General features: G+C 59.4%; 23 protein-coding genes. 12 read left to right on the forward strand and 11 right to left on the reverse strand.

The features are described from left to right. The first annotated feature begins 37 nt into the window (after window positions 1-37). Together HY36_RS00065 and HY36_RS00070 are read left to right on the forward strand one after the other, a co-directional pair. Window positions 38-982: a glycerophosphodiester phosphodiesterase family protein gene (locus tag HY36_RS00065; RefSeq protein WP_081805952.1), complete on the forward strand. Its 945-nt coding sequence runs from the start codon at window positions 38-40 to the stop codon at window positions 980-982. A gap of 201 nt (window positions 983-1,183) precedes the next feature. After that, entirely contained in the window at window positions 1,184-1,633 is a 450-nt protein-coding gene (locus HY36_RS00070; protein ID WP_035546587.1) for a glyoxalase superfamily protein, read from the forward strand. 3 nt (window positions 1,634-1,636) lie between these two features. On the opposite strand, the gene pdxH is transcribed toward HY36_RS00070, so the two are convergent. Continuing rightward, window positions 1,637-2,308: a pyridoxamine 5'-phosphate oxidase gene (gene pdxH, locus HY36_RS00075; protein ID WP_035546590.1), complete on the reverse strand. Its 672-nt coding sequence runs from the start codon at window positions 2,306-2,308 to the stop codon at window positions 1,637-1,639. A 173-nt stretch (window positions 2,309-2,481) separates the two neighbouring features. Between pdxH and HY36_RS00080 the strand changes: the two genes are divergently transcribed. The 3 genes from HY36_RS00080 to HY36_RS00090 all read left to right on the forward strand — a co-directional run bounded on the left by HY36_RS00080 (window position 2,482) and on the right by HY36_RS00090 (window position 5,744). After that, on the forward strand, window positions 2,482-3,462 hold the full coding sequence (locus HY36_RS00080) for a malate dehydrogenase (RefSeq protein ID WP_035546594.1): 981 nt from the start codon (window positions 2,482-2,484) through the stop codon (window positions 3,460-3,462). Between the two features lie 31 nt (window positions 3,463-3,493). Beyond that, window positions 3,494-4,585, forward strand: coding sequence for a chorismate synthase (aroC, locus tag HY36_RS00085; RefSeq protein WP_035546598.1), 1,092 nt, complete (start codon window positions 3,494-3,496; stop codon window positions 4,583-4,585). A gap of 103 nt (window positions 4,586-4,688) precedes the next feature. Continuing rightward, complete coding sequence (locus tag HY36_RS00090) at window positions 4,689-5,744, forward strand: hypothetical protein (protein WP_035546603.1); 1,056 nt, start codon at window positions 4,689-4,691, stop codon at window positions 5,742-5,744. A gap of 13 nt (window positions 5,745-5,757) precedes the next feature. Here HY36_RS00090 and HY36_RS18285 read toward each other — a convergent pair whose 3' ends face one another. Then, window positions 5,758-5,928, reverse strand: coding sequence for a hypothetical protein (locus HY36_RS18285; RefSeq protein ID WP_155841590.1), 171 nt, complete (start codon window positions 5,926-5,928; stop codon window positions 5,758-5,760). A 155-nt stretch (window positions 5,929-6,083) separates the two neighbouring features. Beyond that, the gene (locus tag HY36_RS00095; protein ID WP_035546607.1) at window positions 6,084-7,157 is read right to left on the reverse strand and encodes a class I SAM-dependent methyltransferase; all 1,074 of its coding nucleotides are present in this window, start codon (window positions 7,155-7,157) and stop codon (window positions 6,084-6,086) included. Window positions 7,158-7,273: 116 nt separating this feature from the next. On the opposite strand from HY36_RS00095, the gene HY36_RS00100 reads away from it, so the two are divergent. Beyond that, complete coding sequence (locus HY36_RS00100) at window positions 7,274-8,005, forward strand: hypothetical protein (RefSeq protein ID WP_035546611.1); 732 nt, start codon at window positions 7,274-7,276, stop codon at window positions 8,003-8,005. On the opposite strand, the gene HY36_RS00105 is transcribed toward HY36_RS00100, so the two are convergent. Then, complete coding sequence (locus tag HY36_RS00105; RefSeq protein ID WP_035546613.1) at window positions 8,002-8,730, reverse strand: TlyA family RNA methyltransferase; 729 nt, start codon at window positions 8,728-8,730, stop codon at window positions 8,002-8,004. The genes HY36_RS00100 and HY36_RS00105 overlap by 4 nt on opposite strands. Before the next feature lie 65 nt (window positions 8,731-8,795). Here HY36_RS00105 and HY36_RS00110 point away from each other — a divergent pair, with 65 nt between their 5' ends. From HY36_RS00110 to HY36_RS00130, 5 genes are all read left to right on the forward strand, one after another. After that, a complete protein-coding gene (locus tag HY36_RS00110; protein ID WP_051602353.1) occupies window positions 8,796-9,389 on the forward strand; it encodes a superoxide dismutase family protein in 594 nt (197 codons plus the stop codon). A 119-nt stretch (window positions 9,390-9,508) separates the two neighbouring features. Beyond that, the gene (locus HY36_RS00115) at window positions 9,509-11,017 is read left to right on the forward strand and encodes an amidase family protein (RefSeq protein ID WP_035546618.1); all 1,509 of its coding nucleotides are present in this window, start codon (window positions 9,509-9,511) and stop codon (window positions 11,015-11,017) included. A gap of 6 nt (window positions 11,018-11,023) precedes the next feature. Beyond that, window positions 11,024-12,034, forward strand: coding sequence for a zinc transporter ZntB (locus HY36_RS00120; protein WP_051602354.1), 1,011 nt, complete (start codon window positions 11,024-11,026; stop codon window positions 12,032-12,034). A gap of 181 nt (window positions 12,035-12,215) precedes the next feature. Next, window positions 12,216-13,292, forward strand: a complete 1,077-nt coding sequence (locus tag HY36_RS00125; protein WP_035546621.1) for an efflux RND transporter periplasmic adaptor subunit — start codon at window positions 12,216-12,218, stop codon at window positions 13,290-13,292. Continuing rightward, window positions 13,289-16,525, forward strand: coding sequence for an efflux RND transporter permease subunit (locus tag HY36_RS00130; RefSeq protein WP_081805953.1), 3,237 nt, complete (start codon window positions 13,289-13,291; stop codon window positions 16,523-16,525). Before HY36_RS00125 ends, HY36_RS00130 begins: the two co-directional genes overlap by 4 nt. Window positions 16,526-16,735: 210 nt before the next feature. Here the strand turns inward: HY36_RS00130 and HY36_RS17500 are convergent, their stop codons facing one another. The 3 genes from HY36_RS17500 to HY36_RS00145 form a co-directional block, all read right to left on the reverse strand. Then, window positions 16,736-17,170: a PH domain-containing protein gene (locus HY36_RS17500; RefSeq protein WP_162175917.1), complete on the reverse strand. Its 435-nt coding sequence runs from the start codon at window positions 17,168-17,170 to the stop codon at window positions 16,736-16,738. A gap of 58 nt (window positions 17,171-17,228) precedes the next feature. Then, entirely contained in the window at window positions 17,229-19,568 is a 2,340-nt protein-coding gene (locus tag HY36_RS00140; protein WP_035546625.1) for an ATP-dependent helicase, read from the reverse strand. A 393-nt stretch (window positions 19,569-19,961) separates the two neighbouring features. Beyond that, window positions 19,962-21,071 carry an NADH:flavin oxidoreductase gene (locus HY36_RS00145; protein WP_035546629.1) on the reverse strand — a complete coding sequence of 370 codons (1,110 nt, stop codon included), beginning with the start codon at window positions 21,069-21,071 and terminating at the stop codon, window positions 19,962-19,964. Window positions 21,072-21,219: 148 nt separating this feature from the next. Here HY36_RS00145 and HY36_RS00150 point away from each other — a divergent pair, with 148 nt between their 5' ends. Then, on the forward strand, window positions 21,220-22,236 hold the full coding sequence (locus tag HY36_RS00150) for a hypothetical protein (protein WP_035546631.1): 1,017 nt from the start codon (window positions 21,220-21,222) through the stop codon (window positions 22,234-22,236). Between the two features lie 7 nt (window positions 22,237-22,243). Here the strand turns inward: HY36_RS00150 and HY36_RS18795 are convergent, their stop codons facing one another. The 4 genes from HY36_RS18795 to HY36_RS00165 all read right to left on the reverse strand — a co-directional run bounded on the left by HY36_RS18795 (window position 22,244) and on the right by HY36_RS00165 (window position 23,540). Continuing rightward, entirely contained in the window at window positions 22,244-22,366 is a 123-nt protein-coding gene (locus tag HY36_RS18795) for a hypothetical protein (RefSeq protein WP_272983391.1), read from the reverse strand. A gap of 69 nt (window positions 22,367-22,435) precedes the next feature. Beyond that, window positions 22,436-22,630: a DUF4169 family protein gene (locus HY36_RS00155; protein WP_035546634.1), complete on the reverse strand. Its 195-nt coding sequence runs from the start codon at window positions 22,628-22,630 to the stop codon at window positions 22,436-22,438. Then, window positions 22,623-23,228: a GNAT family N-acetyltransferase gene (locus tag HY36_RS00160; protein ID WP_035546639.1), complete on the reverse strand. Its 606-nt coding sequence runs from the start codon at window positions 23,226-23,228 to the stop codon at window positions 22,623-22,625. Before HY36_RS00160 ends, HY36_RS00155 begins: the two co-directional genes overlap by 8 nt. A gap of 12 nt (window positions 23,229-23,240) precedes the next feature. Beyond that, window positions 23,241-23,540 (reverse strand): hypothetical protein, encoded by a 300-nt coding sequence (locus tag HY36_RS00165; RefSeq protein WP_035546644.1) that lies wholly within the window; start codon window positions 23,538-23,540, stop codon window positions 23,241-23,243. Window positions 23,541-23,582: the final 42 nt, after the last annotated feature.

The raw sequence follows: 23,582 nt of genomic DNA on the forward strand, positions 1-23,582 counted from the left end.
GCGCGCATTTGGTGCGGCGCAAGAAGAGGACCCTAGAATGACCCGTTCCGCGCTGCTTGTTACCGCCCTCATCATTCTTGCTGGTTGCGAGCCGTCAACCGATATCGCGCCTCAAACTGAAGGGTTTGCTGCAGTCGAAGCCAACAGCCAGCGCCTTCCCTTGCCCGAATATTTCGACTGCCTGCGCGAAAATCGCGGTGTCGTTATTGCGGCCCATCGCGGCGGCCCTGCTCCCGGGTATCCGGAGAACGCCATCGAAACGATGCAATACAATTTCGACCGCGGCGTACGTGTGTTCGAGGTCGATGTCGCCGAAACGCGCGATGGCGTCCTGACGCTCATGCATGATGACCGCCTCAATCGCACCACCACTGGCCGCGGCTATATTTCTGACATCAGCTGGGAAGACTTGTCCGGCGTATTGCTGGTCGACAATGACGGTCGCCGCACAGATTTTTCTCCGCCCAAACTGACAGATGCCCTGATCTGGGCGCGCAATACCGGTGCAATTCTTGAGCTGGACCGCAAGAAGACGACCAGCTTCTCCAACATCGCTGAGGCCGTATATGCAGCGAACGCGGAGGAGAGCGTGATCATGATTTCCTACAATGATGATGAAGCCGCCGAAATCGCTGCGATTGATCCGGAGCTCATGATGACGGCTTCGGTTCGTGGCGGACGGGACATTTCCGCGCTGGAAGCTCGGGGCGTGGATTCCCGGCGTCTCATCGGCTGGACGGGCACCGAACGTCCTTATGCCGCTGCCTGGGACCGCAACGCAATGAATGATGTGGAGTCGGCGTTCGGAACGCTCGGCCGGGCGGGCGACCGCCTTGACGACATCTACATGGCTGACGGCGACGGATCGGAGTTTCAGGACCTGGCAGATGACGGCCTGGTCATGCTGGCGACCGATCGCCCACTGGAAGCGGCAGAGGCAATGACCTCGGACGACACAGCCATCGCCGCCTGCGGGCGTTGACGTTTCCCCGTTCCAGGCTTATCTGGCGCGCAGGTTTGAGACACCTGCCGCTTGCCGGGACGTCCCGAAGGTGAAGATCTCACAGCCGCAAACGCGCGGCTGTCCCTTTCAGGATGCTGACGCTTCATTTCAAGCGGTCCAGCGGCAAGGCAAGCCCCGCGTAGAGCGACCGCGTCTGGATGAAGGGAAAGGATCCCACCCATGCCGCAATCCATTACAACCCGCGAAGCCGCCAAGGCCCGCGCCCGTGAACTGCGCCTTGAGGCCAGCACTGCGGGGCAATCCATCTCGCACTCAAAAGCGCTCGAAATGGTCGCCGCTGAGCTCGGCTATCGCGACTGGAACACCGCATCTGCGCGGCTGTCGAACACACCCGAGGCCCCCTGCCAACTCGGCGATCATGTCTTTGGCCGCTACTTGAAACAGCCTTTCCACGGCCGCGTCCATGCGATCCGCGAACTGGCGGGAGGCATGGGCTATGAAGTGACCCTGCATTTCGACACACCCGTCGATGTGGTCGAATTCGACAGTTTCTCTGCTCACCGCCAGCGTGTGTCTGCGATGGTCGGCAGCGATGGTGTTTCCTGGGCGAAGACCAGTGATGGCGTCCCGCACCTGATCATTGAAACCGTTGCAAACGGGATCGTCTGATTGTCAGGGGTAGAGGCGACCTGTCGTCCAGCCATCGTCGGCGCGTGTGAACTTCAGCCGGTCATGCATCCGGAAGGCCTGGTCCTGCCAGAACTCGATCTCGACCGGAACGACACGGAACCCGCCCCAAAATTCGGGGCGGGGAATGTCGGGCCCATCGCCGAATATCTCTGAAAGCTCGGCCACGCGCTGTTCGAACTCGGCCCGGTCATTCAATGGCCGGGACTGGTCGGAGGCAATTGCGCTGATCCGGCTTTGCGCTGCGCGGGTCGCGAAATACTCGTCCGCAGCCTCTTCTGAAACAGGCTCGACGGTGCCGCGCACCCGCACCTGGCGTCGCTGACTTTTCCAGTGAAAGCCGAGCGCGGCCTTTGGCGTTGTCGCCAATTGTTGCCCTTTCGCGCTTTCCAGATTGGTGAAGAAGACAAATCCTGCCTCTGTCACCTCTTTCAGCAACACCACGCGTACATCCGGCATGCCGTCCGCGCCGATGGTGGCCAGCGACATGGCATTTGAATCGTTCAACTCACTCTCCCGCGCCTCAGCCATCCAGGCTTTGAACAGCGCAATTGGATCAGATGTATTCGGAATCAGCGGTTTCCCGTTCGGATCCGTCGCATAATCTGCGGCGCTGGGCGATGGTGGAATGATGTCTGGCGTGTCGGTCTGGCTCATGGCGATGTCCGGTCCAAGGGCTGCTGGGTGAGCCTTCCATATAGGCCAAACTCTGCCGGAGTCCCACTGCGGCAGGGTGCCCGCTCTGCGTCATAGACGCATGGCCGCTTGCCCTTCCCCGACAAATTCGCCATTGATGCCGCGAAATCACCCTATGCAAGAAGGAAACTCCCATGAAAAAGCCTGTGAAAGTCGCTGTAACCGGCGCTGCCGGCCAGATCGGTTACGCTCTCCTGTTCCGCATTGCCGCTGGCGACATGCTTGGAACGGACCAGCCGGTCGACCTTCACCTGCTCGAAATCACGCCCGCGCTCGGCGCGCTGAACGGCGTGGTGATGGAACTGAATGATTGCGCCTTCCCGCTGCTGAACAGCATTGTTGCCACCGACGATCCAAACGTCGCGTTCAAGGATTGCGACTACGCCTTGCTCGTTGGCGCGATGCCACGCAAGCAAGGCATGGAGCGGAAAGACCTGCTGTCCGCAAATGGTGGCATCTTCGGCCCACAAGGCAAGGCGATCAACGATCACGCGTCACGCGATGTGAAAGTGCTTGTCGTCGGCAACCCGGCCAACACGAACGCCCTGATCGCACAACAGAATGCGCCAGACCTCGACCCGAAATGCTTTACTGCGATGGTTCGGCTCGACCACAACCGCGCGATGAGCCAGCTGGCCGAGAAAACCGGCACCCACAATACCGACATCAAGAATGTCATCATCTGGGGCAACCACTCCGCCACCCAATACCCCGACATCCACCACGCCACAGTGAAAGGCGATGCCGCCAAGCCACAAGTGGACGACGCCTGGTATCAGGACACGTTCATTCCTGACGTGCAGCAACGCGGCGCAGCCATCATCAAGGCGCGCGGTGCCTCCTCCGCAGCATCCGCGGCATCTGCCGCGATCGACCATATGCGCAGCTGGGCGCTCGGTACGCCTGAAGGTGAATGGGTCTCCATGGGCATCCCGTCTGACGGCTCCTACGGCATCGAGCCAGGCGTCATCTATGGCTATCCCTGCACCTGCAAGGACGGCAAGTACGAGATCGTTCAGGGCCTCGACATCAACGAGTTCTCGCGCGCCAAAATGGACGCAACCGATGCAGAACTCCGCGAAGAACGCGCGGCTGTTGAGCATCTGTTCGCCTAGTTCCTGACCTTTAAATCCGAGATGGGCAGCCATGTCACACAACACATTCGGCCACCTCTTCCGCGTGACGACCTGGGGCGAAAGCCACGGACCGGCGCTCGGCTGCGTGGTCGATGGCTGCCCGCCAAACCTCCCGCTGGATGAGGCCTTTATCCAGCAATTTCTTGATCAGCGCAGACCGGGCACGTCGCGTTTCGTCACCCAGCGCAAGGAACCGGACGCGGTAAAAATCCTGTCCGGCGTGTTCGAGGATGACCGCACCGGCGGACCGGTGACGACTGGTACCCCCATTTCGCTGATGATCGAAAACACCGACCAGCGCTCCAAGGATTACAGCGAGATCCGCGACCGGTATCGACCCGGCCATGCCGACTACTCCTATGATCAGAAATATGGCGTACGTGACTATCGCGGCGGCGGCCGGTCCAGTGCGCGCGAAACTGCGGCGCGGGTCGCTGCTGGTGCCGTAGCCCGCCGCGTTCTTGGTAAAGATGTCCTACTGCGCGGCGCTGTGGTTCAGATCGGGCCGCACGCAATCGACCGGTCGCGGTGGAAGTGGGAAACGACCCAGTCAAATCCGTTCTGGTGTCCGGACCCGGACATGGTGCCCGTTTGGGAGAACTTTCTTGACGAGACACGAAAGGCCGGCAGTTCGGCCGGAGCCATCGTCGAGGTCGAGGCAACCGGAATACCTGCCGGATGGGGCGCGCCCATATACGGGAAACTGGATTCAGAACTCGCCAGCGCCATGATGAGCATCAATGCCGCAAAGGGCGTCGAAATCGGTGACGGCTTTGCCGCTGCGACCCTGTCCGGCGAGGAAAATGCGGATCAGATGCGCGCGGGAGACAATGGCGCGCAGTTTCTCTCCAATCATAATGGCGGCATCGCCGGAGGCATTTCGACAGGCCAGCCGGTTGTGGTGCGAATCGCAATCAAACCAACTTCCTCCATCCTGACACCCGTCCAATCGGTGACCCGTGACGGCGAAGAGGTAGACGTGCGGACCATCGGCAGGCATGATCCCTGTGTGGGGATACGCGCTGTACCTGTGGCCGAAGCCATGCTTGCCTGTGTGCTGGCAGATGCAAAATTGCGTCATAGAGGGCAAACGGGACGATGAGCTCAGATGCGCGTGTCACAGTAAGTTCACAAACCTGCTATCGGCATTGTTCAGTGAACCTGCTACCTCGCGTTCAGACTTCATATAGCGATGGGTTGTCGGCATGAGTGGCGTGGAAATTTTCGGCATCATTGGATTTGTGCTGGCCGCCTATGCGGTTGTCGCGAATGACTCCATCCAGACACTAGGCACATTCCTGTCCTCAAATGCCCGTCGTCCCTGGTGGGTTCTGTGGCTTTTTGCGAGCGCTATCCTGCTCGCAGTCCTGTTTTATGGTTACTTCAATGGCAATGGCGACGTTGCTTATGAGCGCCTCGACAAGCTGTCTCAGCTTCCCGGTGAAGGGGATCGCACCCAATTGCTGATGCCAGGCATCCAATGGTGGCATGCCCTGCCCCCGCTGGTCCTGTTGTTCCTGACACGCTTTGGCATTCCTGTTTCGACCACATTCCTCGTTCTGACCCTGTTTGCCCTGTCTGGTGGGTCTGCCAGCGAGGGCATTCTCGAGAAGATGATCATCAAGTCCGCAATGGGCTATGTCGTGGCATTCGCCTGCGGCGCGGTCATCTGGATCATTATCTCGCGCACGTTCGAGCGCTGGGTGTTCCACACCAAGGATGAACTGCCCTGGCCCTACTGGGTCACGTTCCAGTGGCTGACAACGACCTTCCTCTGGTCGCAATGGCTGATGCAGGACCTTGCAAATATCTTTGTCTACCTTCCGCGCACCGTGACGGTGACGGGCGACGAAACGCATGTCGCGTTCTCACTGGGGTATGTCGTTTTCGGTGCCATCCTGCTGGTCGCAATCCAGGGCTACATCTTCGCGACCCGCGGCGGACAGATTCAGAAGATCGTTCAAAGCAAAATCAATACGGTCGATGTTCGCGCGGCGACAATTGTCGACCTTATCTACGGGATCATCCTGTTTATCTTCAAAGAAATGAGCAACGTTCCGATGAGCACAACATGGGTGTTCCTCGGCTTGCTGGCCGGACGTGAGCTGGCAATCGCCTATGTCGCTCAGCTGCGGGCAAAAAATGAGGCCGTGAAAGATGTCGTCGGCGATGCCGGACGTGCCTTCCTCGGCCTCATCATTTCCATCATTCTCGCTTATGCCATGCCCATACTGGGAACCGGCAAACTGCCGAGCTTCTAGGTTCCTGACCTAATCAGGCAAACAGGTTGAAGATCGGGTCTAGCGCAATCGCTAGGCTTACCCCGACAATACCTGCTGTGGTCAGCATCGCTCCCCGCAGGACACGCAGGCCCGTCTCGTTGAGAGCGAGGTCCCTGTGCGCCAGCCAGGAAACGTGGTTATCATTATGATCTAGGACGGCCATAGTTGCCTCCTTTCCTTCCTGGTATCAAAGTTCGTGTCACATGACCGTAACGTAACTGTCATATTAGTGTCACGTTCCATACACGCAAATCAATATTTCTTCATTCGGAATTAAGCGCGACAGCGCTGACGAGAAATCAGTTCTCTTACAAGGTGTTAGGCTGGACGCCGAAAACTGTTTATTTTTGTCAGAAATGCCAGTGTCCGCCGATCGGGCACAAAACCGATCGATTCGCACGTTTCTTGGACATTCCAGGAAAGATACCCTTTATAGTAGGGCTCGTGGAATCCATGGGGAAAGTATTCCAGCAGGCCGTCCATCTCAGGATAGTCGCCGAATTGAACACTATCTGCGATGATCAACAGCCCGCCGGGCTTCAACACGCGATACATTTCGGCCAACACAACCGATCTCACCCTCGGTGGCAGCTCGTGAAACAGGAACACTGAGATCACTATATCCTGGCTGGCATCTTCTACCGGCATTGCCTCAGCCGCCTCGTGGAGAATCTCCACCTGTTTCCACGACTTCAGGCGCTCACGCGCTGCGTCCGTATATGTGGGTGACAGGTCCAGGCCGGTTGCGTTTAGGCGCGGATAGACCTGCATGATTTGCGACAGGAAACGGCCATTGCCGCACGCCACATCCAGCAGGCTGACACCGCGCTGATCCCTGCCCCTCAATTCGCGGGAAATCTCTGCCAGCGCGGCGCGGCGCATCGCGTCGGCGGTACCCGTGAAAAGCGCTTCAACCTGCGTGTCATACAGATCTGCGCTGTCCTCGGTGAACCAGCCACCGGATTGGTAGTGAAAGTTCTGCAGATAGTAATTCGGATAGCGATTATGACCGTCCACCATTTGCTGGCGTATTTCCGTGCCATTTCGCTCAATGCGACGCCGGTCAACTTCAGCGACATCTTCCCGGAATGCGCGGGCGGAACGGAGCGCTTTGGGCAGGTCTCTCAGTCGTACATCCGACGGTCTCGGATAAAGCCCCGCCTCCACATTCATACGATCCTGAAGGAAAAGCTCGAAATAAGCACGCCGCAACACGCTGAGATCAGGTGTACCACGTGTCGGGCGAAAGGCTGGCTCGCCGGGCCGGTCAAAACCGCTCGCGCTGCGCCGGGCCGCGCCCATCTGCACCCCGTACCAGGCTGATCTCAGCCCTTGCGCCGCTGCATATCGGGCGCGCCCCGCCGTGCGGGCAGCTACATCCAGAACTCCCATGCCAGAAATATGTGGCGCATATCCTGCTTCGTCCAGCTTTCACCTCGTGTTCAGGTTCAAACCGGCACTGTGCAGGCTGACTTGGTGGACGTGTATCTGCTGCAAGGAGTATTGCGATGAAATCCCGATCGCTCATCATCGGCGCGCTGGCCCTCTCGGGCCTCGCTATCCCGGCCACCGCCGCAGCCCAGAGCGGGTATGGCTACACCTACAACGCGCCCGTACAGAATGTTCAGTGCGAACGCCAGAAGAAGGACGACCAGTTGGCAGGCGTGCTGGTGGGCGCCATTGCAGGTGGACTGATCGGCGGCGCCATCGGAAACAATATTGATGACGGAGACGCCTACCGCCATCACCGCCACTATCGCGGGTATCGTGGGTATCGTGGGTATCGCGGCCACCGAGGGTATCATCGCAACCATCGCGGCAACGGCAATTCGGACGAGGTGGCTGCCGGCGCGATCCTTGGCGCGATTGTTGGCGGCATTGCAGGTGGCGCGATTGCGGACGACACAAGCCGTCCCTGTCAGGTCGCAACGCCGTACGGTTCCTCTCCCAACACAGCCTATCCGACGGGCGGAATCCCGCGCACGACAGATGGCCTCTATGGTGGCCCGGAAGTCATGACCTATCCGAACACGCCGCCGCCAAGCCGGACCTATCCTGTGTCGACCGCGCCGGGCCCGACCCTGCCGCCGCAGGCCGGCACGAATATCGAGTGTCGCACAATCAAGCGTGAAACCCGGCTACCTGATGGCCAGGTGATCCGCGATCCGATCACGGCCTGTCGCGACCCCTATGACGGGAATTGGGAAATCAGCGATCCGTTCAACGACGAGAACTATTAGCGCTTAATGGCATGAAACAGGCGTTCGGCATTTCCGTCGCCGCCTGTAATCGGGCTCTCAGTCCAGGCTGTAATCGGCCAGCCGTGCTCCTTCATCCAGTCTGCAAAGGCATTGGCCGCTCGTTCGGTCACGTTCTGGTCAGTCACCAATCCGCCTTTGCCGATATGGTCCCGACCCACTTGAAACTGTGGTTTGAACAAGCCTACGAACTCTGCGCGGTCTGCTGCGAGCGACAGCGGCACAGCAAGTAATTTTTCAAGCGCGATAAAGCTCGCATCGCAAACCAGCAGTGACGGCGCATTGCTCAGCATTTGCGGAGTCAGCGTACGGGCATCCTGTGCCTCAAGGCTGGTGACCCTCTCATCCATTGCAAGAGATGCGTGGAACTGCCCCCGCCCGACATCGACAGCCACGACATGACACGCTCCGGCTCTCAGCAGTACATCCGTGAAGCCACCCGTGGATGCGCCGATGTCGAGACAATGCCGGCCTTCGGGATTTACGCCGAACACATCGAGCCCATGCGCGAGCTTCAACCCGCCGCGTGACACGTACGGATGCGCGGGCGCGGCAGTGATATTGTCTTCAGACGACAGGATCTGCGACGGCTTTCTGACGAGAGCACCGCCAGCGGTCACATTGCCAGCGTCAATTGCCGCGCGCGCAGCCGCCCGGCTTTCGAACAGGCCGAGGCTTACCAGCAATTTATCCGCACGATCCTTCACGTCAGGGAGCCTTCCTGCAACATGGGCGTTAGGCCTACACCAGAACTTGCAGACAGGAGACCCCCATGATCACCCGAACTGCCTTCGCCGCACTTGCCATTGCCTTGACCGCTCGTGGCCAACAGGGCGCGACCCCTCAGGAAATGCCCAAAAACGAGCCTACCCTGCCCGGCCCCGAAGACATGCCCGGTCCTGATGAGGGTGTGTACCCATCCATGATGACCGCTTCGGCTACGCTTATCGGAAGTGAAGGCAATGAGATCGGCACGGCCAACTTCCTGGATGGGCCAAATGGCGAGGTGATCCGTATTGAGCTGAACCCCGACAGTCTTAGCCCCGGCTGGCATGGACTGCATTTGCACGCCGTCGGCACCTGCGAGGATGTGGGCGAGTTCAAGGAGTCAGGCGGCCATCATGGGAAAGTCGAAGGGGCGCACGGTCTGTTGAACCCCAAAGGCCCCGAAGCTGGCGACCTCCCGAATATCTGGGTGGCAGCGGATGGATCGGCCGGGTACGAGGCGTTCACCCGCCTGACTGCGCTCGACTCCCTGCTCGATGAAGATGGCTCAGCGATCATTATCCATGCGCAGGAAGATGATCATCTCACCCAGCCCATTGGTGGCGCTGGCGCGCGCGTTGCGTGCGGCGTGATCCAGTAGTTCCTGACCTCACCCTTTTGCGGCGCCGGGCCATAAACCGTCTTGGCGGTTCATTTGGCCTTGCGAAAACATGCAGTGCATTTCAGTCTGCTGCGCAAAAGGGACAAGGGAGACCATAAATGACCGGATTCACAAGACGCGCCGCCTTGCTTGGGGGCGTGGCGGCCACGACACTTGCCGCCTGCGGCCAGAAATCCAGCGGTGCACTCACACCGGCAAGCACCCCGGTCGCCGCGAAAGCGGTGCCACCTGCCGGTTGGGAAAGCGGCCTGACCATCGCGCGCCGTATTAAATCCGGAGAAACGACATCCCTCGCTGAGGTCGAGAAAGCGATTGCGCGCGCAGAGGCGGTAAATGGCGACATCAACGCCATCGCCACGGCAAGCTTCGATACAGCCCGTGCAGTGGCCGCGGATCCACTTCCAGGCCCGTTCAGCGGCGTCCCCACCTTCATGAAGGATCTGCTCGACTGGGAGGGGACTCAAACCCTGTGGGGCAGTCGCGCTTTCGTCGGAAACATCTCATCGCAGGATTCTCCCTTCGCCACTGCCTGGCGTAAGGCCGGGGTCGTGTCACTCGGCAAGTCCACCACACCTGAAATGGGGCTGACCTCGACAACCGAACCTCTGGTGACCGGTGCGACGCGCAACCCCTGGGACCTGTCCCGCATGACCGGCGGCTCCTCCGGCGGCGCTGCCGCGCTGGTCGCTGCGCGCGTGGTGCCGTTTGCGCATGCCAGCGATGGCGGCGGCTCCATCCGCATTCCAGCGTCGACTTGCGGCGTGTTCGGTCTCAAGCCTTCTCGTGGCCGGCTCGGTGCGCGCTCGGCTGCGGCGCCCCCTGTCGACATTTCAGTCAATCATGCCGTCACAATCTCCGTTCAGGACTCCATCGAACTGTTCCGTGTCGCCGAGACGAATGACGGCACCTACGCTCCGCTAGGAGAAATTTCAGCTCTGAACCGCCCGCTCAAGATTGGCTTCGCGCCTGATACGATCAGCGGCACGCGTGTCGCGGCCGAGACGACAGCCGCGCTTGAGGACGTTGCGCAGCTCTGTCGAGAGCTTGGCCATGAGGTACGCGACTTCTCCGTTCCTCTGGATGGCAAGGAATTCACGGACAAGTTCCTGCTTTACTGGGCCGCTGGCGCAGCGGAGTTCGCCGGGCAGGCAAGCGCCTTTTCCGGAAAGCCGGTTGGGCCGGACATTCTTGAGCCCTGGACGCTTGGACTGGTGTCCATGTTCCAGTCACGGCAGGCAGAAATGCCTGAAACCATTGCCTATCTCCAAGCGTTCGAAGCCGCTTATGATGAATGGTTCAATGACATTGATGTGTTGTTGACGCCCGTCACCGGCAGCCCGGCCGTGCCGATTGGTGAGCAGGCCCCGGATGGTGACTTCGACACGGTCATGGAAAGCGTGCTCAATTTCGCTGCATTCACTGCCCCCATGAACGTGGCCGGCGCCGCCTCCATGAGTGTCCCGCTATCCTGGTCCTCCGGAAATCTGCCGATCGGTTCGATGTTCTCGGCCAAGCGTGGACAGGATGGACTATTGTTCGAACTTGCCATGCAATTGGAAATCGCCCGTCCCTGGATGTCACGCACACCACCCGTCTCCGCGCTGTAGACGCCTATGACGACGCCTGCCCCGCACCCACCCGAATCCGCGAATGCACCGATGGTGTTTGGCTACGGATTTACGGCGGACGGAGCGGCGACGCCATTGGAATGGTCGGATGTATTGTCCGGCCGTTTGTCGGAGTTCGCGCGATACTGGTTGCACCTGAACAGGCTGTCACCGGATGTCCGCACCTGGCTGAAGACCCAAAGCGGTCTGGACCATCTGTCAACAGAAGCACTTCTTCAGGAAGACACGCGTCCACGCGCCGTCCGACATGATCCGGGCTTCCTGATCAATCTGCGCGGCATGAACCTCAATGAAGGCGAAGCGCTGGAAGACATGCTTGCCCTGCGCATGTGGGCCAGCGAGACGGCGCTGATCACCTTGCGGGCCAAGCCGATCCGCGGCGCGCGCGACGTGGAAACCCTGGTGAAAGAGGGAAAAGCCCCCACCTCAACCGGCGGACTGATCGCCGCACTGGCCGATGCTCTGACGGATCGAATGGAACCCGAGGTCTCACGTTTCGATGAGCATGCCGATCAATTCGAGGATGATCTGCTCGATCCATCCATCAAGCTGCCGCGCTCTACCCTGTCGGAGTTCCGACGTCGTGTTCTTCAGGTCCGGCGTTACATCCTGCCCCAGAGAGAGGCGCTGGCCCAGCTGGTGAGAGAGGGATCGCAAGCGGGCCTGTTCACTGATCATGACCTGCTATTCCTGCGGGAATCCGCTGACCGGGTGACCCGTCTGGCGGAAGAGCTGGACACGATCCGGGACCGGTCCACCGTGCTTCAGGAACAGGTCATCGAAGAACGCGCCGAAGTCATGAACCAGCGCCTGTTTGTGCTTTCTATCCTGTCGGCTGTTTTTCTGCCGATCAGCTTTGTGACGGGGCTGTTCGGCGTCAATGTTGGCGGTATGCCCGGCGTGGAAAGCCCCGGCGCCTTCGCGCTGCTGGTCGTTGGGCTGGCACTGGCCACCTTGCTGATGCTTGCCCTCTTTCGTTGGCGTCGCTGGATCTGACTGGCGCCCTTACGTATCAGGGCGATTATTAATCATACCTTTCGCTGAAAGCTGAAATCCCTGCAGCACCTTTGCGGGATCGCAACAATCCGCTGTTAACTATGCTGTATCGGTCGCCTTAACTGGGCGACGCCGTACCCTATTTCTGCTACACAAGCAGCCCTGTGTGAAAGTGTGAACCGTGAACCGATCCGTCAAAATTGCCATTCTGATTTTTGCCGGGCTGCTCGCCTGGTTCGTCATCCGAAGCGTGATCCGGGGCGATATCAGCACCCAGCACGAGGAACCGCGGATCGAAAAGAACACGGTCGCGCCTCAGGCGGTGACTTATGAGGCGTCCGCGCAGACCCACGGCATTCGCCTGAAGGCCAAGGGCCTGACCGCACCCGACAAATCTGTCACCGTGAAAGCGGGCACCGCAGGCAATGTGATCTCGACACCGGTGCGAGAGGGTACACATGTTTCGCGCGGCACCCTGCTCTGCGGACTGGACGTTGAGGCGCGTGCTGCACGACTGGAAGAAGCAGAAGCCCGTCGCGACGCCGCTCGCATTGATTTTGAGGCGGCTAAAACGCTGGCCGAGAAAGGTCTGGCTCCGGCCAATAACGAAGCCGCGGCCAAGGCAGCGCTGGACGCGGCTGAAGCTTCGGTCAATGCCGCGCGGGTGGAACTGTCCAAGACCCAGATCCGCGCTCCGTTCGATGGCATCTTCGAAACGCGTCTAGCCGAGGCAGGCGACTATCTCTCCCCCGGCCAACCATGTGGCACAATGGTGGACATGGACCCGGTCATCGTTGCGGTCGAAGTTGCCGAAGCGAATGCCGGCCAGCTCTCCACGGACATGACCGGCACCGCTCGTCTGCCTAGCGGACAAACCTATCCGGCCAGGCTCCGCTATGTGTCCCGCACGGCCAATGAAGGCACACGGACCTTCCTGATCGAAGCTGAACTGGACACGGGGGAAGACCCGGTCGCGGCTGGCATCACCGCCGAATTGTTCATTCCGATGGGCGATGTCCCCGCCACACTGATTTCCCCCGGACTGCTGACCCTGTCAGACGCAGGCGACCTTGGTGTGCGCTATGTGGATGATCAGAGCATTGTGCGCTTCGCCGAAGTGAAGGTGATCGACGAGACGCCCGAAGGCGCATGGGTCACCGGTCTGCCCTCTCCGGCTCGCTTGATTTCGATTGGTCAGGACTATCTGGCTGAAGGCGTCGAGGTGCGGCCCGTACCACAGGGTGGAGCGCAGCCATGACCCGCATTGTAGAAGGTGCCATCGGCCGCGCCAGGATGGTCCTGTCCATCCTGATCTGCGCGATCATTGCCGGTACGGCCACCTATGTCGGCCTGCCCAAGGAAGCCGACCCGGATATTCCGATTCCGTTCGTCGGCATCACCGTGCCTCTTGCAGGCGTGACGCCGGAAGATGCCGAGCGCCTGCTCGTCAAACCCATCGAGCAGGAGATCCAGTCTCTTGAAGGCCTGAAATCTTTCATCGGCATCGGAGCCGAAGGTGCTGGCCAGTTGATTCTGGAGTTCGAAATCGATTCCGACATCGATCAGGCAGTGCTGGACGTGAAGGACAAGGTAGACCTCGCCAAACGTTTCTTCCCGGATGATGCGCGTGAACCGATCATTACCGAAGTCAACGCTTCCCAATTCCCCATCATGGTGGTGAATTTGTTCGGCCAAGCCCCAGAGCGCGGCCTGAACGATATTGCTGAAACGCTTCAAGACTTGCTGGAACGCAACCCCGGCGTGCTGGAAGCGACCATTATCGGCCAGCGCGAAGACGTGCTGGAAATCGTCGTCGATCCGGTGAAGCTGGAAACCTACAACCTGTCCTATCAGGATATCTACGCCGTGGTTTCGGCCAACAACCAGCTTGTGCCGGCTGGCCAGATTGATACGGGCGAAGGCAGCTTTGCGGTGAAAGTCCCCGGCCTTATCCGCACGGCCCAGGACGCGCTGAACCTTCCGGTAAAACGCTCTGAGAACGCAACAGTGACCTTGTCAGATGTCGCCGAAATTCGCCGTACGTACAAGGACGCGACCGGCTACGCCACATTCAATGGTGAGCCGTCGCTGCAGCTTCAGATCGTCAAACGCTCCGGCGCCAACATTCTCGATACCGCCAATTTCGTCCGCGACACGGTAGAGGCCCAGAAGGAAAGCTGGCCCAATACCGTAGACGTGCGCATCACGTCAGACGCGTCGGAACTCATCGGCGACCAGCTCGGACAGTTGCAGAATTCTATCATTACCGCAGTCGTTCTCGTGATGATCATCTGTGTGGCAGCTCTGGGTTTGCGCTCTGCGCTGCTTGTCGGAATTTCGATCCCAGCCTCATTTGTCATGGCCTTCCTGCTGCTCGGCGCGTTTGGCTACACAATCAACATGATGGTGATGTTCGGCATGGTCATCGCCGTGGGTATCCTGGTAGATGGCGCGATCGTCGTAACCGAATATGCCGACAGGAAAATGGCGGAAGGGCTGGACCGGAAACGTGCCTATGCCATGGCCGGCATGCGCATGTTCTGGCCAGTTGTTGCCTCAACTGCCACCACGCTCGCCGCCTTCATCCCCTTCCTGTTCTGGAATTCGATGCCCGGCAAATTCATGGCCTATCTGCCCATCACGCTGATCTTCGTGCTCTCGGCCTCGCTGGTCATGGCGCTGATCTTCTTGCCGGTGCTCGGCTCCGTCATTGGCGCGCGTCCGGGCGGCAAGGATGAAAGCCTCGCCGCGCTCGCTGCGGATGCCGATCCGGCGTCGGCCACCGGTTGGCTCGGCGGCTATGTGCGGATCGTACAATCGCTCATCGCCAGACCGCTCGCTGTCACCGGCGTCGCAATTGTCAGCGTGATTGCAATCTTCATGTGGTTCGGCTCAACCGAGCACAAATCGGAACTGTTTCTGGATGTCGAACCTGAACAGGCTTTTGTCTTTGTTCAGGCGCAAGGCAGTCTCTCGACGGCCGAACAGCTATCCCTGGTCAAACGCGCCGAAGCAGCCATCACCGGTATGGACGGCGTACAGGACATTTCGACCGAGGCTGGAAGTTCCGGTCAGGCGATTTTCTCCCCAGATGGATCGTCCAGCAAGCCAATTGATACGGTCGGCCAATTGCTGATCGACCTTGCCACTGCAGACGGCGTGCACAATGGCCGTCGCACCTTGGCAAATATCCGTGATCGGTTGAGCGAAGTGCCCGGCCTGCGATTTGAAATCGCCGCGCGTGAGCAAGGTCCGCCCTCCGGCAAGGACGTGCAGATCGCCCTGCTCTCTGAAGATGCAGCCGCGCTGAACTCAACGGCACAATTGATCCGCGAGCATCTCGATTCCCGCGCCGACCTTCGCGAAGTCGAAGATACGCGTCCCCTGCCCGGCATTGAATATCAGCTGGAGGTCGACCGTGCCGAAGCTGGTAAGTATGGGCTCGACATCAGCCAGGTTGGCGCAGCAGTTCAGTTGATCACCGAAGGTGTGCTGGTCGGCCGGTACCGCCCGGATGATGCGCAGGACGAAGTCGACATTCGTGTACGTTTTCCACAGTCTGACCGGAGCGCCAGCGCGATTGATGATCTGCGCATCGCCACGCCGCGCGGGAATGTTCCGCTTTCCCTGTTCGTGGAACGCGTGCCTGCTCCACGGGTCAGTCAGATCACTCGCCGCGATGGCGCACGCGTGATCGACGTTCGAGCCAATACGGTCGAGCAAGGCGCCGGCGCAGGCATCGTGGAGGAACTGAAGGTCTGGATCGCCAATCAGGATATTCCGTCCACAGTCGAGGTTCGCTTCGAGGGCGCGGACGAAGATGCCGCAGACGCCGCCGCCTTTTTCCAGGGGGCCCTGCTGGCCATGCTGTTCATGATGGCCATCATCCTGCTTTGGGAGTTCAATAATTTCTGGCAGGTCTTCCTGACCCTGACGGCTGTCATCATGTCGACGGCGGGTGTCGTGGTCGGCATCCAGCTTATCCTGCCATATGTCTCACAGTTGATGATCGGCACGGGAATCGTGGCGCTCGCAGGTATCGTCGTGAACAACAATATCGTGCTGATCGATACATACAATCGCCTGCTCAGCGATGGCCGGACGCCTGAAGAAGCCGCGGTTGCGACAGCGGCCCAACGTATCCGCCCGATCTTGCTGACGACCGGCACGACGATCTGTGGCCTGTTGCCCATGATCATCCAGATGAACGTCAACTTCTTTGAAGGCTCGATCAATTTTGGAGGGGCAAGCTCCGAATGGTGGGTTCAGCTCGCCACGGCGGTTGTGTTTGGCCTTGGTTTCTCAACCATCATGATCTTGCTGGTGACACCGGTCTGGCTGCTCGCTCCGCACCGCATCGTTCGCTGGGCGGGCCGGATGAAGGATCGTGTACGCGGCAAGCGTGAAGCCAAGCGCGCGGTCTCACAATCGTCTTCGGGCACGGCCAATGAGAACACCCCAGTGGACCGCTCCCTGCCCGCGGCGGAATAGGGTCCTGATGACCGGCAGATGAACGCGCCATTCGGATTGCGTTCGCCCGCCACAATGTAACACCTGTCCCTGTAGCGCCGGGTATGCCTCGCCAGTCCTCCGGGACCAGCGCATCCACCCATCGCGTTTGTCGAGGCCGGCCTGCCTTCCCTTACCCCCCTGAACAGGCCCCCCGGTTGCTGCAAATCCCTGATCTTGGAAATCACCTACCTATCCGGTAAGCGGCCCGCCGGGCTGGATCGCGGCCTGTTTCGATTTCTCCGCTTCGGCGCGAAATTTTTGCGGGTGCGCCATGGAGGGAAAGGTGATGTGGGTTTCACCGCGGCCATGAATCGAGAGCCTTCCAAACCCGAAGATGCGACCAAGAATACCCTGCTTCAACGTGCTGCCTTCAATCGCGTCCAGCGCAATTTCATTCACATCCGCTGACCACAGCCCGGTCTTCATCACAACACGACGGTCGGTCACGACGAACTCGGTCGTGTTCAGATGGATCATCTTCGCGATGAAATAGACGATTCCGACAATCAGAATGCCAAACACAACGAGCATCAGCCAGGCCTTGGCATGCTCAAACCAATGAAACGCGCCGCGATGGCGAAGTATCTCGCCTTCATAGAGATGCTTCTCGATGTATCCGGCCATGTGCGCCTCACCGCTGCCCCGCATCCATCCAATTCCGAATAGACGGCGCGGTCAACCGTCAGACAGGCTGAACGAAGGTGGCGATCACTTTCTTCCGACCAGACTTTTCGAAGTCCACCGTAAGCTTGTTGCCTTCTGTATGGGCGACACGGCCATAGCCGAATTTGTCGTGGAAGATGCGCGTGCCGACCTTGAACCCGGACGGGCCGCCAGAAGTGGCCGACAAATTGGTAGCGTCCCGTGGTGGGCGTGTATCGAATTTGCCCGCATTCTCCTTCAGGCGTTGCCACCCGGGGCTTTTGTAATTCGAGCGCTCCCCCAGATCTTCGACCGTCCCGGTAAATCCGGTATCGCCTCCGGGAATACCGGAATAGCCGGTCTCTGATACCGCCTCGACATGTTCATGGGGCAGTTCGTCCACGAACCGGCTCGGCAGCACGCTTTGCCAGCGGCCATAGATCTGCCGGTTCGCAACAAAAGAGATATAGGCATGCTGGCGGGCGCGCGTGATGCCGACATAGGCAAGACGGCGTTCTTCCTCGAGGCCCTTCATCCCGCTTTCGTCCAGGCTACGGCGTGAAGGAAAAACCTCCTCCTCCCATCCCGGCAGGAACACGACCGGCCATTCCAGGCCCTTCGCGCCATGCAGTGTCAGGATCTGGACCTGGTCTTCCCCTGCCCCGCCCGTCGAAGCATCCATGACAAGCTCGATATGCTCCAGGAATCCGGCCAGCGAGTCGAACTCGCCCATGGCACGTACCAATTCCTTGAGGTTGTCCAGCCGCGTCTGCGCCTGAGGGCTGCGATCCTTCTGCAGCATGTCCGTATAACCAGATTCCTCCAGAATCGTCTCGGCGAGCTCTGTATGCGGCATGCCATTGGTCAGCTTGTCACGCCACAGATTGATCTGGTCGATGAACTGGGTCAGGCCGCGCTTTGCGCCACCTTTGATTTCGTCAGTCTGCAACACCATGGGCGTGAGTACGAACAGGCTGCGCCCATCCTCACGCGCATAGGATTGCAACTTGGCCAGAGACGTATTTCCGATGCCGCGCTTGGGCTGGTTCACCACGCGCTCGAACGCAAGATCATCATCTGGTGAGCGGATCAGGCGCAGATAGGCCAACGCATCGCGGATCTCGGCGCGTTCGAAAAAGCGCGGCCCGCCAATCACGCGGTATGGAATGCCCAGCATGATAAAGCGTTCTTCAAACGCCCGCATTTGCCAGGATGCGCGTACCAGTACAGCGCAATCCTCATGGCTTCCACCTTTGGACACCCAGCTTTCGATGTCGTCGGCAATCAGGCGGCTCTCGGCCTCTCCATCCCACAGGCCGCGCACCTTCACCTTGGAGGCGTCAATGTCGTCGATCGCATTGTCATCGCCCACATAGAGCGTCTTGCCGAGACGGCTCTTATTGTGGCTGATGACGGATGAAGCCGCCGCAAGGATATGCTTGGTTGAGCGATAGTTCTTTTCCAGCCGGATGACATGCGCGCCGGGAAAATCCTTCTCGAAGCGGAGGATATTGTCCACTTCCGCACCGCGCCAGCCATAGATCGACTGGTCATCATCGCCAACACAACAGATGTTCTGTGACCCCTGTGCCAGCAGGCGCAGCCACAGATACTGCGCAACGTTCGTATCCTGATATTCGTCAACCAGGATATAGCGGAACTTGTCGTGATACTCTTTCAACAGGTCCGGATTGTTCTGGAAGATCTGGATGTTGTGGATCAGCAGGTCGCCGAAATCACACGCGTTCAGAACTTTCAGGCGTGCCTGATAGATCTGGTAACAGGTGATACCCTTGCCGTCGGCAAACTGGTGCGCCTCTTCCGGTGGCACCTTGTTCGGTACCAGAGCGCGGTTCTTCCAGCCATCGATCAGGCTGGCCAGATAGCGCGGTGTCCAGCGCTTGGGGTCAATGTTCTCAGCCTGGATAATCTGTTTGCACAAACGGATCTGGTCATCGGTGTCGATGATGGTGAAGGTGGATTTCAGGCCCGCCAGCTCGGCATGCTTGCGCAGGATCTGCGCGCTGATCGAGTGGAATGTGCCGAGCCAGCGCAGGCCTTCGCCTGCCTCTCCCAACATGGACAGGGCCCGCTCGCGCATTTCCCGTGCGGCCTTGTTGGTAAAGGTCACGGTCAACGTCTGCGACGGCCAAGCCAGCCGCGTGCCAATGATGTGTGCGAGGCGCGTGGTCAGCACGCGCGTCTTGCCCGTGCCCGCGCCAGCCAGCACCAGCAATGGCCCTTCAGTCGTCAGCACGGCTTCGCGCTGCTCTGGGTTCAGGCCATCAAGATACTCCGCCTCGCTCTTGGCTGCGGGCGGCTTGGCAGAGGCCATCTGCGAAATGGACATACGATTCGGATTGGAACTCATCCAGAACATATAGCACCGAATGCCCTATTGGGCAGGGCTTGTGGCGCAGATCACTGTTCACCGACAGCATCAAAAAACCCTGCAAGGACGCGTCAGGTGTGCGGGACGCGGCCTCACAGGGCTAAGCAAGATGCTGGTGTGAGGGCATCTTACCTTGGGTGTGAGCAGAGCCCACGAGAGTAGGGGAAATCAAGCATCCGCACGAGCGACATCGAAACCCGCAGGTTCCGAGCGCAGACGAAGAAAATGCGTGTACGGGTCCCCCGCAAAACTTCGTCATCAAATTGTGCCGGATGGCTCTTTTATGTCCCCACCATCCAGACGAAGAACTTACCCGGGAGAGCGTTTCCTCGTCTGGTTAATGAGAACCATTCCCTGCCCTCAGATGCAAGAAAAATCGACCTATGATAGCGTCGCGAGGCTCGCTGCATCATAATCAGTCAATTCCTCTATACGTCCTTCATGAATCTTGCGGGCCCATGCCGGGTCCTGCAGCAGGGCGCGACCAACGGCGACGAGATCAAACTCGTCCCGAGCGAGGCGTTCTTCCAGATCATCCAGTGACCGCGTGCCGGACCCTTCGCCCTGGAAGGCCTTGATGAAATCACCTGACAGTCCAACAGACCCGACCGTAATGGTTGGCAAGCCCGTCAGTTTCTTGGCCCAGCCCGCGCCATTGAGGCCATTCTCGCCGTCGATTTCGGGAAATTCCGGCTCCCAATAGCGGCGCTGAGAAGCATGGAGCACGTCCACACCAGCATCCACGAACACTTTCAGGAAGGCCTCAAGATCGTCAGGTGTCGTGGCGAGACGCGCGCCGTAATCCTGTTGTTTCCACTGGGAATAGCGCAAGATCACCGGGAAGTCCGGCGACACGCGCTTGCGGATTTCCTTCAGGATATCCGATGCAAAGCTCGCACGCTCCACGAGAGACGTTCCGCCGAACTTGTCATCACGCTGGTTCATCGCATCCCAGAAGAACTGGTCGATCAGATAGCCATGCGCGCCATGAACTTCGACACAGTCAAAGCCCAGCTTTTCAGCTTCGGCGGCGGCGTCCGCATAGGCCAGGACCATATCGTCAATTTCTGCGGAGGTCGGCGCGTCGATAACCTGCTTGCCGGTATGCGTCATACCTGACGGACTATCCGTCGGGGCGTCAGGATTAGGCCCGCTGCCAACTTTGCGGACCATGCCCATATGCCAGATCTGCGGCGCGATCTTGCCGCCCTTGGCGTGGACTTTCCCGACAACATTCTTCCATCCAGCCAGCGAGTCCGCCTCATGGAAATTCGGCACGTTCGGATCGTTGGACGCGCCGCCCCGGCGGATCGTGGTGCCCTCGGTCAGAATCAAGCCGACTTCGTTTTCTGCGCGGCGCGCATAGTAGCCGGCCACATCGTCGCCCGGAACGCCGTTCGGAGATTTCGACCGCGTCATCGGGGCCATAACGATCCGGTTCGGCAGGTCGAGAGATTTGATCTTGAATGGGGTGAACAGTGAACTTGTCATTTAGGGCTCCATCAATGTTGCGAGACAGGTGGCCGCGCCCTCCCCTCGCGTCAAGAATTTACGCAGCGCAAAGACAGACATTGCATGGTTCAGTGTCTGTTCAGTATCTCTGAACCCTACTGACTTGAAACTGTTGAAAGCTCGCCACATGAGACACGCCCTGCTCCTTCTGTTTCCCGTTCTGGCTGCAGCCTGCGCAACGCCCGGATATGACTATCAAGCCCGGATGGCGCCGACCTTTCCGCAAGCAGCCGAGTATCGGGACGTATTGGTCGGAGAGTTCCGGGGACCAGCTGGATATGTTGCGGAGGAAGAATTCGCCGCAATGCTCGACCAGATCGTGATCGACGGGGAGTATTGGTTCACAGACCCCTATGGAGAGCCCGCGGGGACCTATCAGGGGCGTGTCGACATTGACTCCTGGGAGGCTGAAACCCGGTTCGAACGCAAGAAGCGATGCGTTGAGTATGACGGCCTGTTCGATTGCGAACGCCGCGCTGTCGTGGAAACCGAATGCCGCGAAGAGACGGTTGAAGTGGTGGTTACAGCTGAACTGATCGATCACCGCACGGGACGTCTTGTCCTGCGGCAGGAACAGCTCGGCGGGGCCAGCCGCGAAAGCTGTGCCGACATCGCCGAGTATCCCTACAATGGCGAGGATTTGGGAGTGTGGGGCGAGCCACGCTATTCGAGCTACGATCCCTACAATGCCCCAATCGGTATGGTAGAGGACGCAACGATTGAAGCCGTCCACCGCTTCCGCAATGACATTGCGCCCTACTACCAGACAATGCGCGCGGAAATCATGACGGAGGGCCTGACTCCTGAAGCGCAGAATGACCCTCGCTTCGCTGCCGCGGTGAAGGCGACAAAGGACGGCAATTTCCTCGGAGCGTGTGCACAATGGGACGAGCTGGGCCGCGAATGGACACAGTCACCCTCCATCCTCCACAATCTGGGTGCCTGCGCCGAGGCGCGCGGGGATATGGCCACAGCGCAGATGCGCTATGCCCGCGCGGCTGAGCTCGCCCAAGCCATCCCGCTTCTGGAGGACAAGAAGGCCAAGTCCATCTTCACCGCTCTGGAGCGCGTCTCGGGCCGACGCATGGATGATCAGTTGATCAATTCCATCCTCCATCCGGAAGAGAGCGCGCCGGAAAGCTGATTGCGGATCAGAGCCCGATCAGGCTGGTCAAAGGCACACCGGCGTCATTTGCTTCGGCGATGATGGCCCAGGTGATGCCGGCGGCGAAAGCGATGGTTGCAATCGCCAGTTTTCCAATAATCCGTCCCATTATGTCCTCCCGCTTTGAAACAAAGTCAGGAGTGAGGGTGCAAATCAGGGGCCGGTTCGTAACCGCTGATTAACCACGATCTTCCGGATCATCCTGAAGGCGGTGGCCGTCAGCCTGATCGCGGGCCTTGTCGGCGCGCGTCTTGTCCAGCGACTTCTCCGCTTTCGTGCGACCAAACTTGGCGCGGTTTTCTTTTGCGCGCTGATCTTTCTCGGCCTTGGCTTTGGCCTTTCGGAACTTGTTCAGATTGATCGGCTCAGCCATGATTCACGTCCTCGAATGCGGACAAGCGCGCCTCAAGACCCGCCTTCACCGCAGGCCATTCCCGCGCCAGCACGGAGAACACCACGGTCGTGCGCACAAATCCATCCGGAAGGATGCGATTGTCCCGCAGCACGCCTTCCTGAGTTGCGCCGAGCTTCATAACGGCAGCACGCGACCGCAAATTGCGTTCATCCACATTGAAGTAGACGCGGATGGCCCCCTGCCCGAAAGCATGAGACAACAGCAAATGCTTGCAGGCGGGATTGGTCGCTCCGCCCTGAAACTCCGGCGCGTAGATCGTCATGCCGATTTCGACATTTCGCGACGCGGCATCCGGGTTCAGATAAGCGCTCATCCCAACAAAGCGTCCATCGGACGCGAGCACGGCGAACGGCACCAACGTACCTGCCTCAGTGCGCTTGCGGATAGATTTCACCCAATCCGAAATCCAGTCGCCCGGTGGATTGAAGAACGGCCAGGTTGCTAACCGCTGTCCAGAGCGCTCCGCCATGTCCCGCAGGGCTTCGGCATGCCCACCTATCTCGAACGGAACGAGGCGTACGAACTCATTCTGAAGCGTAACAGGTTCTATCAGCAACAGGACCTGCCTTTAGTCTTCGCCGTGCGTTTCGCGCCACTGCTCCATCGCCAGTGAGATGGCGAAGGTTTCCCGGTATTTCGGGCTGGAGGCCGGGCGCGGCGCCTTTGCAGAGGTGAGCGCCATGATCTCGGCCAGCTTGTTGTGCGCTGCGCCCGCCTGCCCCGCACCGATATAGGCGTGCAGCTCGACCAGTGCAGACGACAGCGGGTCGTGTGCCCGGATCACGAAATAGGGTTCGTCATCGGCCAGCTTGTTCAGAATATCGAACTGGGACGGGTTGGATTTCGATCCGACGGGAGCGTTTGCCATGAGCACGGCCTTTCTTGGCGGGAAGTGATTCTCTATCGCGCA

The sequence above is a fragment of the Hyphomonas atlantica corrig. genome (assembly GCF_000682715.1).
GTDB lineage: Bacteria > Pseudomonadota > Alphaproteobacteria > Caulobacterales > Hyphomonadaceae > Hyphomonas > Hyphomonas atlantica.

What these genes read in the sequence shown, in the direction of transcription:
- HY36_RS00120 (WP_051602354.1), top strand. Translation starts at nt 11,024, where the DNA reads ATGACGACGCCTGCCCCGCACCCACCCGAATCCGCGAATGCACCGATG.
- HY36_RS00110 (WP_051602353.1), top strand. Translation starts at nt 8,796, where the DNA reads ATGATCACCCGAACTGCCTTCGCCGCACTTGCCATTGCCTTGACCGCT.
- HY36_RS00115 (WP_035546618.1), top strand. Translation starts at nt 9,509, where the DNA reads ATGACCGGATTCACAAGACGCGCCGCCTTGCTTGGGGGCGTGGCGGCC.
- HY36_RS18795 (WP_272983391.1), bottom strand. Translation starts at nt 22,366, where the DNA reads ATGGGACGGATTATTGGAAAACTGGCGATTGCAACCATCGCTTTCGCC.
- HY36_RS00155 (WP_035546634.1), bottom strand. Translation starts at nt 22,630, where the DNA reads ATGGCTGAGCCGATCAATCTGAACAAGTTCCGAAAGGCCAAAGCCAAG.
- HY36_RS17500 (WP_162175917.1), bottom strand. Translation starts at nt 17,170, where the DNA reads ATGGCCGGATACATCGAGAAGCATCTCTATGAAGGCGAGATACTTCGC.
- HY36_RS00080 (WP_035546594.1), top strand. Translation starts at nt 2,482, where the DNA reads ATGAAAAAGCCTGTGAAAGTCGCTGTAACCGGCGCTGCCGGCCAGATC.
- HY36_RS00165 (WP_035546644.1), bottom strand. Translation starts at nt 23,540, where the DNA reads ATGGCAAACGCTCCCGTCGGATCGAAATCCAACCCGTCCCAGTTCGAT.
- HY36_RS00070 (WP_035546587.1), top strand. Translation starts at nt 1,184, where the DNA reads ATGCCGCAATCCATTACAACCCGCGAAGCCGCCAAGGCCCGCGCCCGT.
- pdxH (WP_035546590.1), bottom strand. Translation starts at nt 2,308, where the DNA reads ATGAGCCAGACCGACACGCCAGACATCATTCCACCATCGCCCAGCGCC.
- HY36_RS00100 (WP_035546611.1), top strand. Translation starts at nt 7,274, where the DNA reads ATGAAATCCCGATCGCTCATCATCGGCGCGCTGGCCCTCTCGGGCCTC.
- aroC (WP_035546598.1), top strand. Translation starts at nt 3,494, where the DNA reads ATGTCACACAACACATTCGGCCACCTCTTCCGCGTGACGACCTGGGGC.
- HY36_RS00065 (WP_081805952.1), top strand. Translation starts at nt 38, where the DNA reads ATGACCCGTTCCGCGCTGCTTGTTACCGCCCTCATCATTCTTGCTGGT.
- HY36_RS18285 (WP_155841590.1), bottom strand. Translation starts at nt 5,928, where the DNA reads ATGGCCGTCCTAGATCATAATGATAACCACGTTTCCTGGCTGGCGCAC.
- HY36_RS00140 (WP_035546625.1), bottom strand. Translation starts at nt 19,568, where the DNA reads ATGTTCTGGATGAGTTCCAATCCGAATCGTATGTCCATTTCGCAGATG.
- HY36_RS00145 (WP_035546629.1), bottom strand. Translation starts at nt 21,071, where the DNA reads ATGACAAGTTCACTGTTCACCCCATTCAAGATCAAATCTCTCGACCTG.
- HY36_RS00130 (WP_081805953.1), top strand. Translation starts at nt 13,289, where the DNA reads ATGACCCGCATTGTAGAAGGTGCCATCGGCCGCGCCAGGATGGTCCTG.
- HY36_RS00090 (WP_035546603.1), top strand. Translation starts at nt 4,689, where the DNA reads ATGAGTGGCGTGGAAATTTTCGGCATCATTGGATTTGTGCTGGCCGCC.
- HY36_RS00095 (WP_035546607.1), bottom strand. Translation starts at nt 7,157, where the DNA reads ATGGGAGTTCTGGATGTAGCTGCCCGCACGGCGGGGCGCGCCCGATAT.
- HY36_RS00150 (WP_035546631.1), top strand. Translation starts at nt 21,220, where the DNA reads ATGAGACACGCCCTGCTCCTTCTGTTTCCCGTTCTGGCTGCAGCCTGC.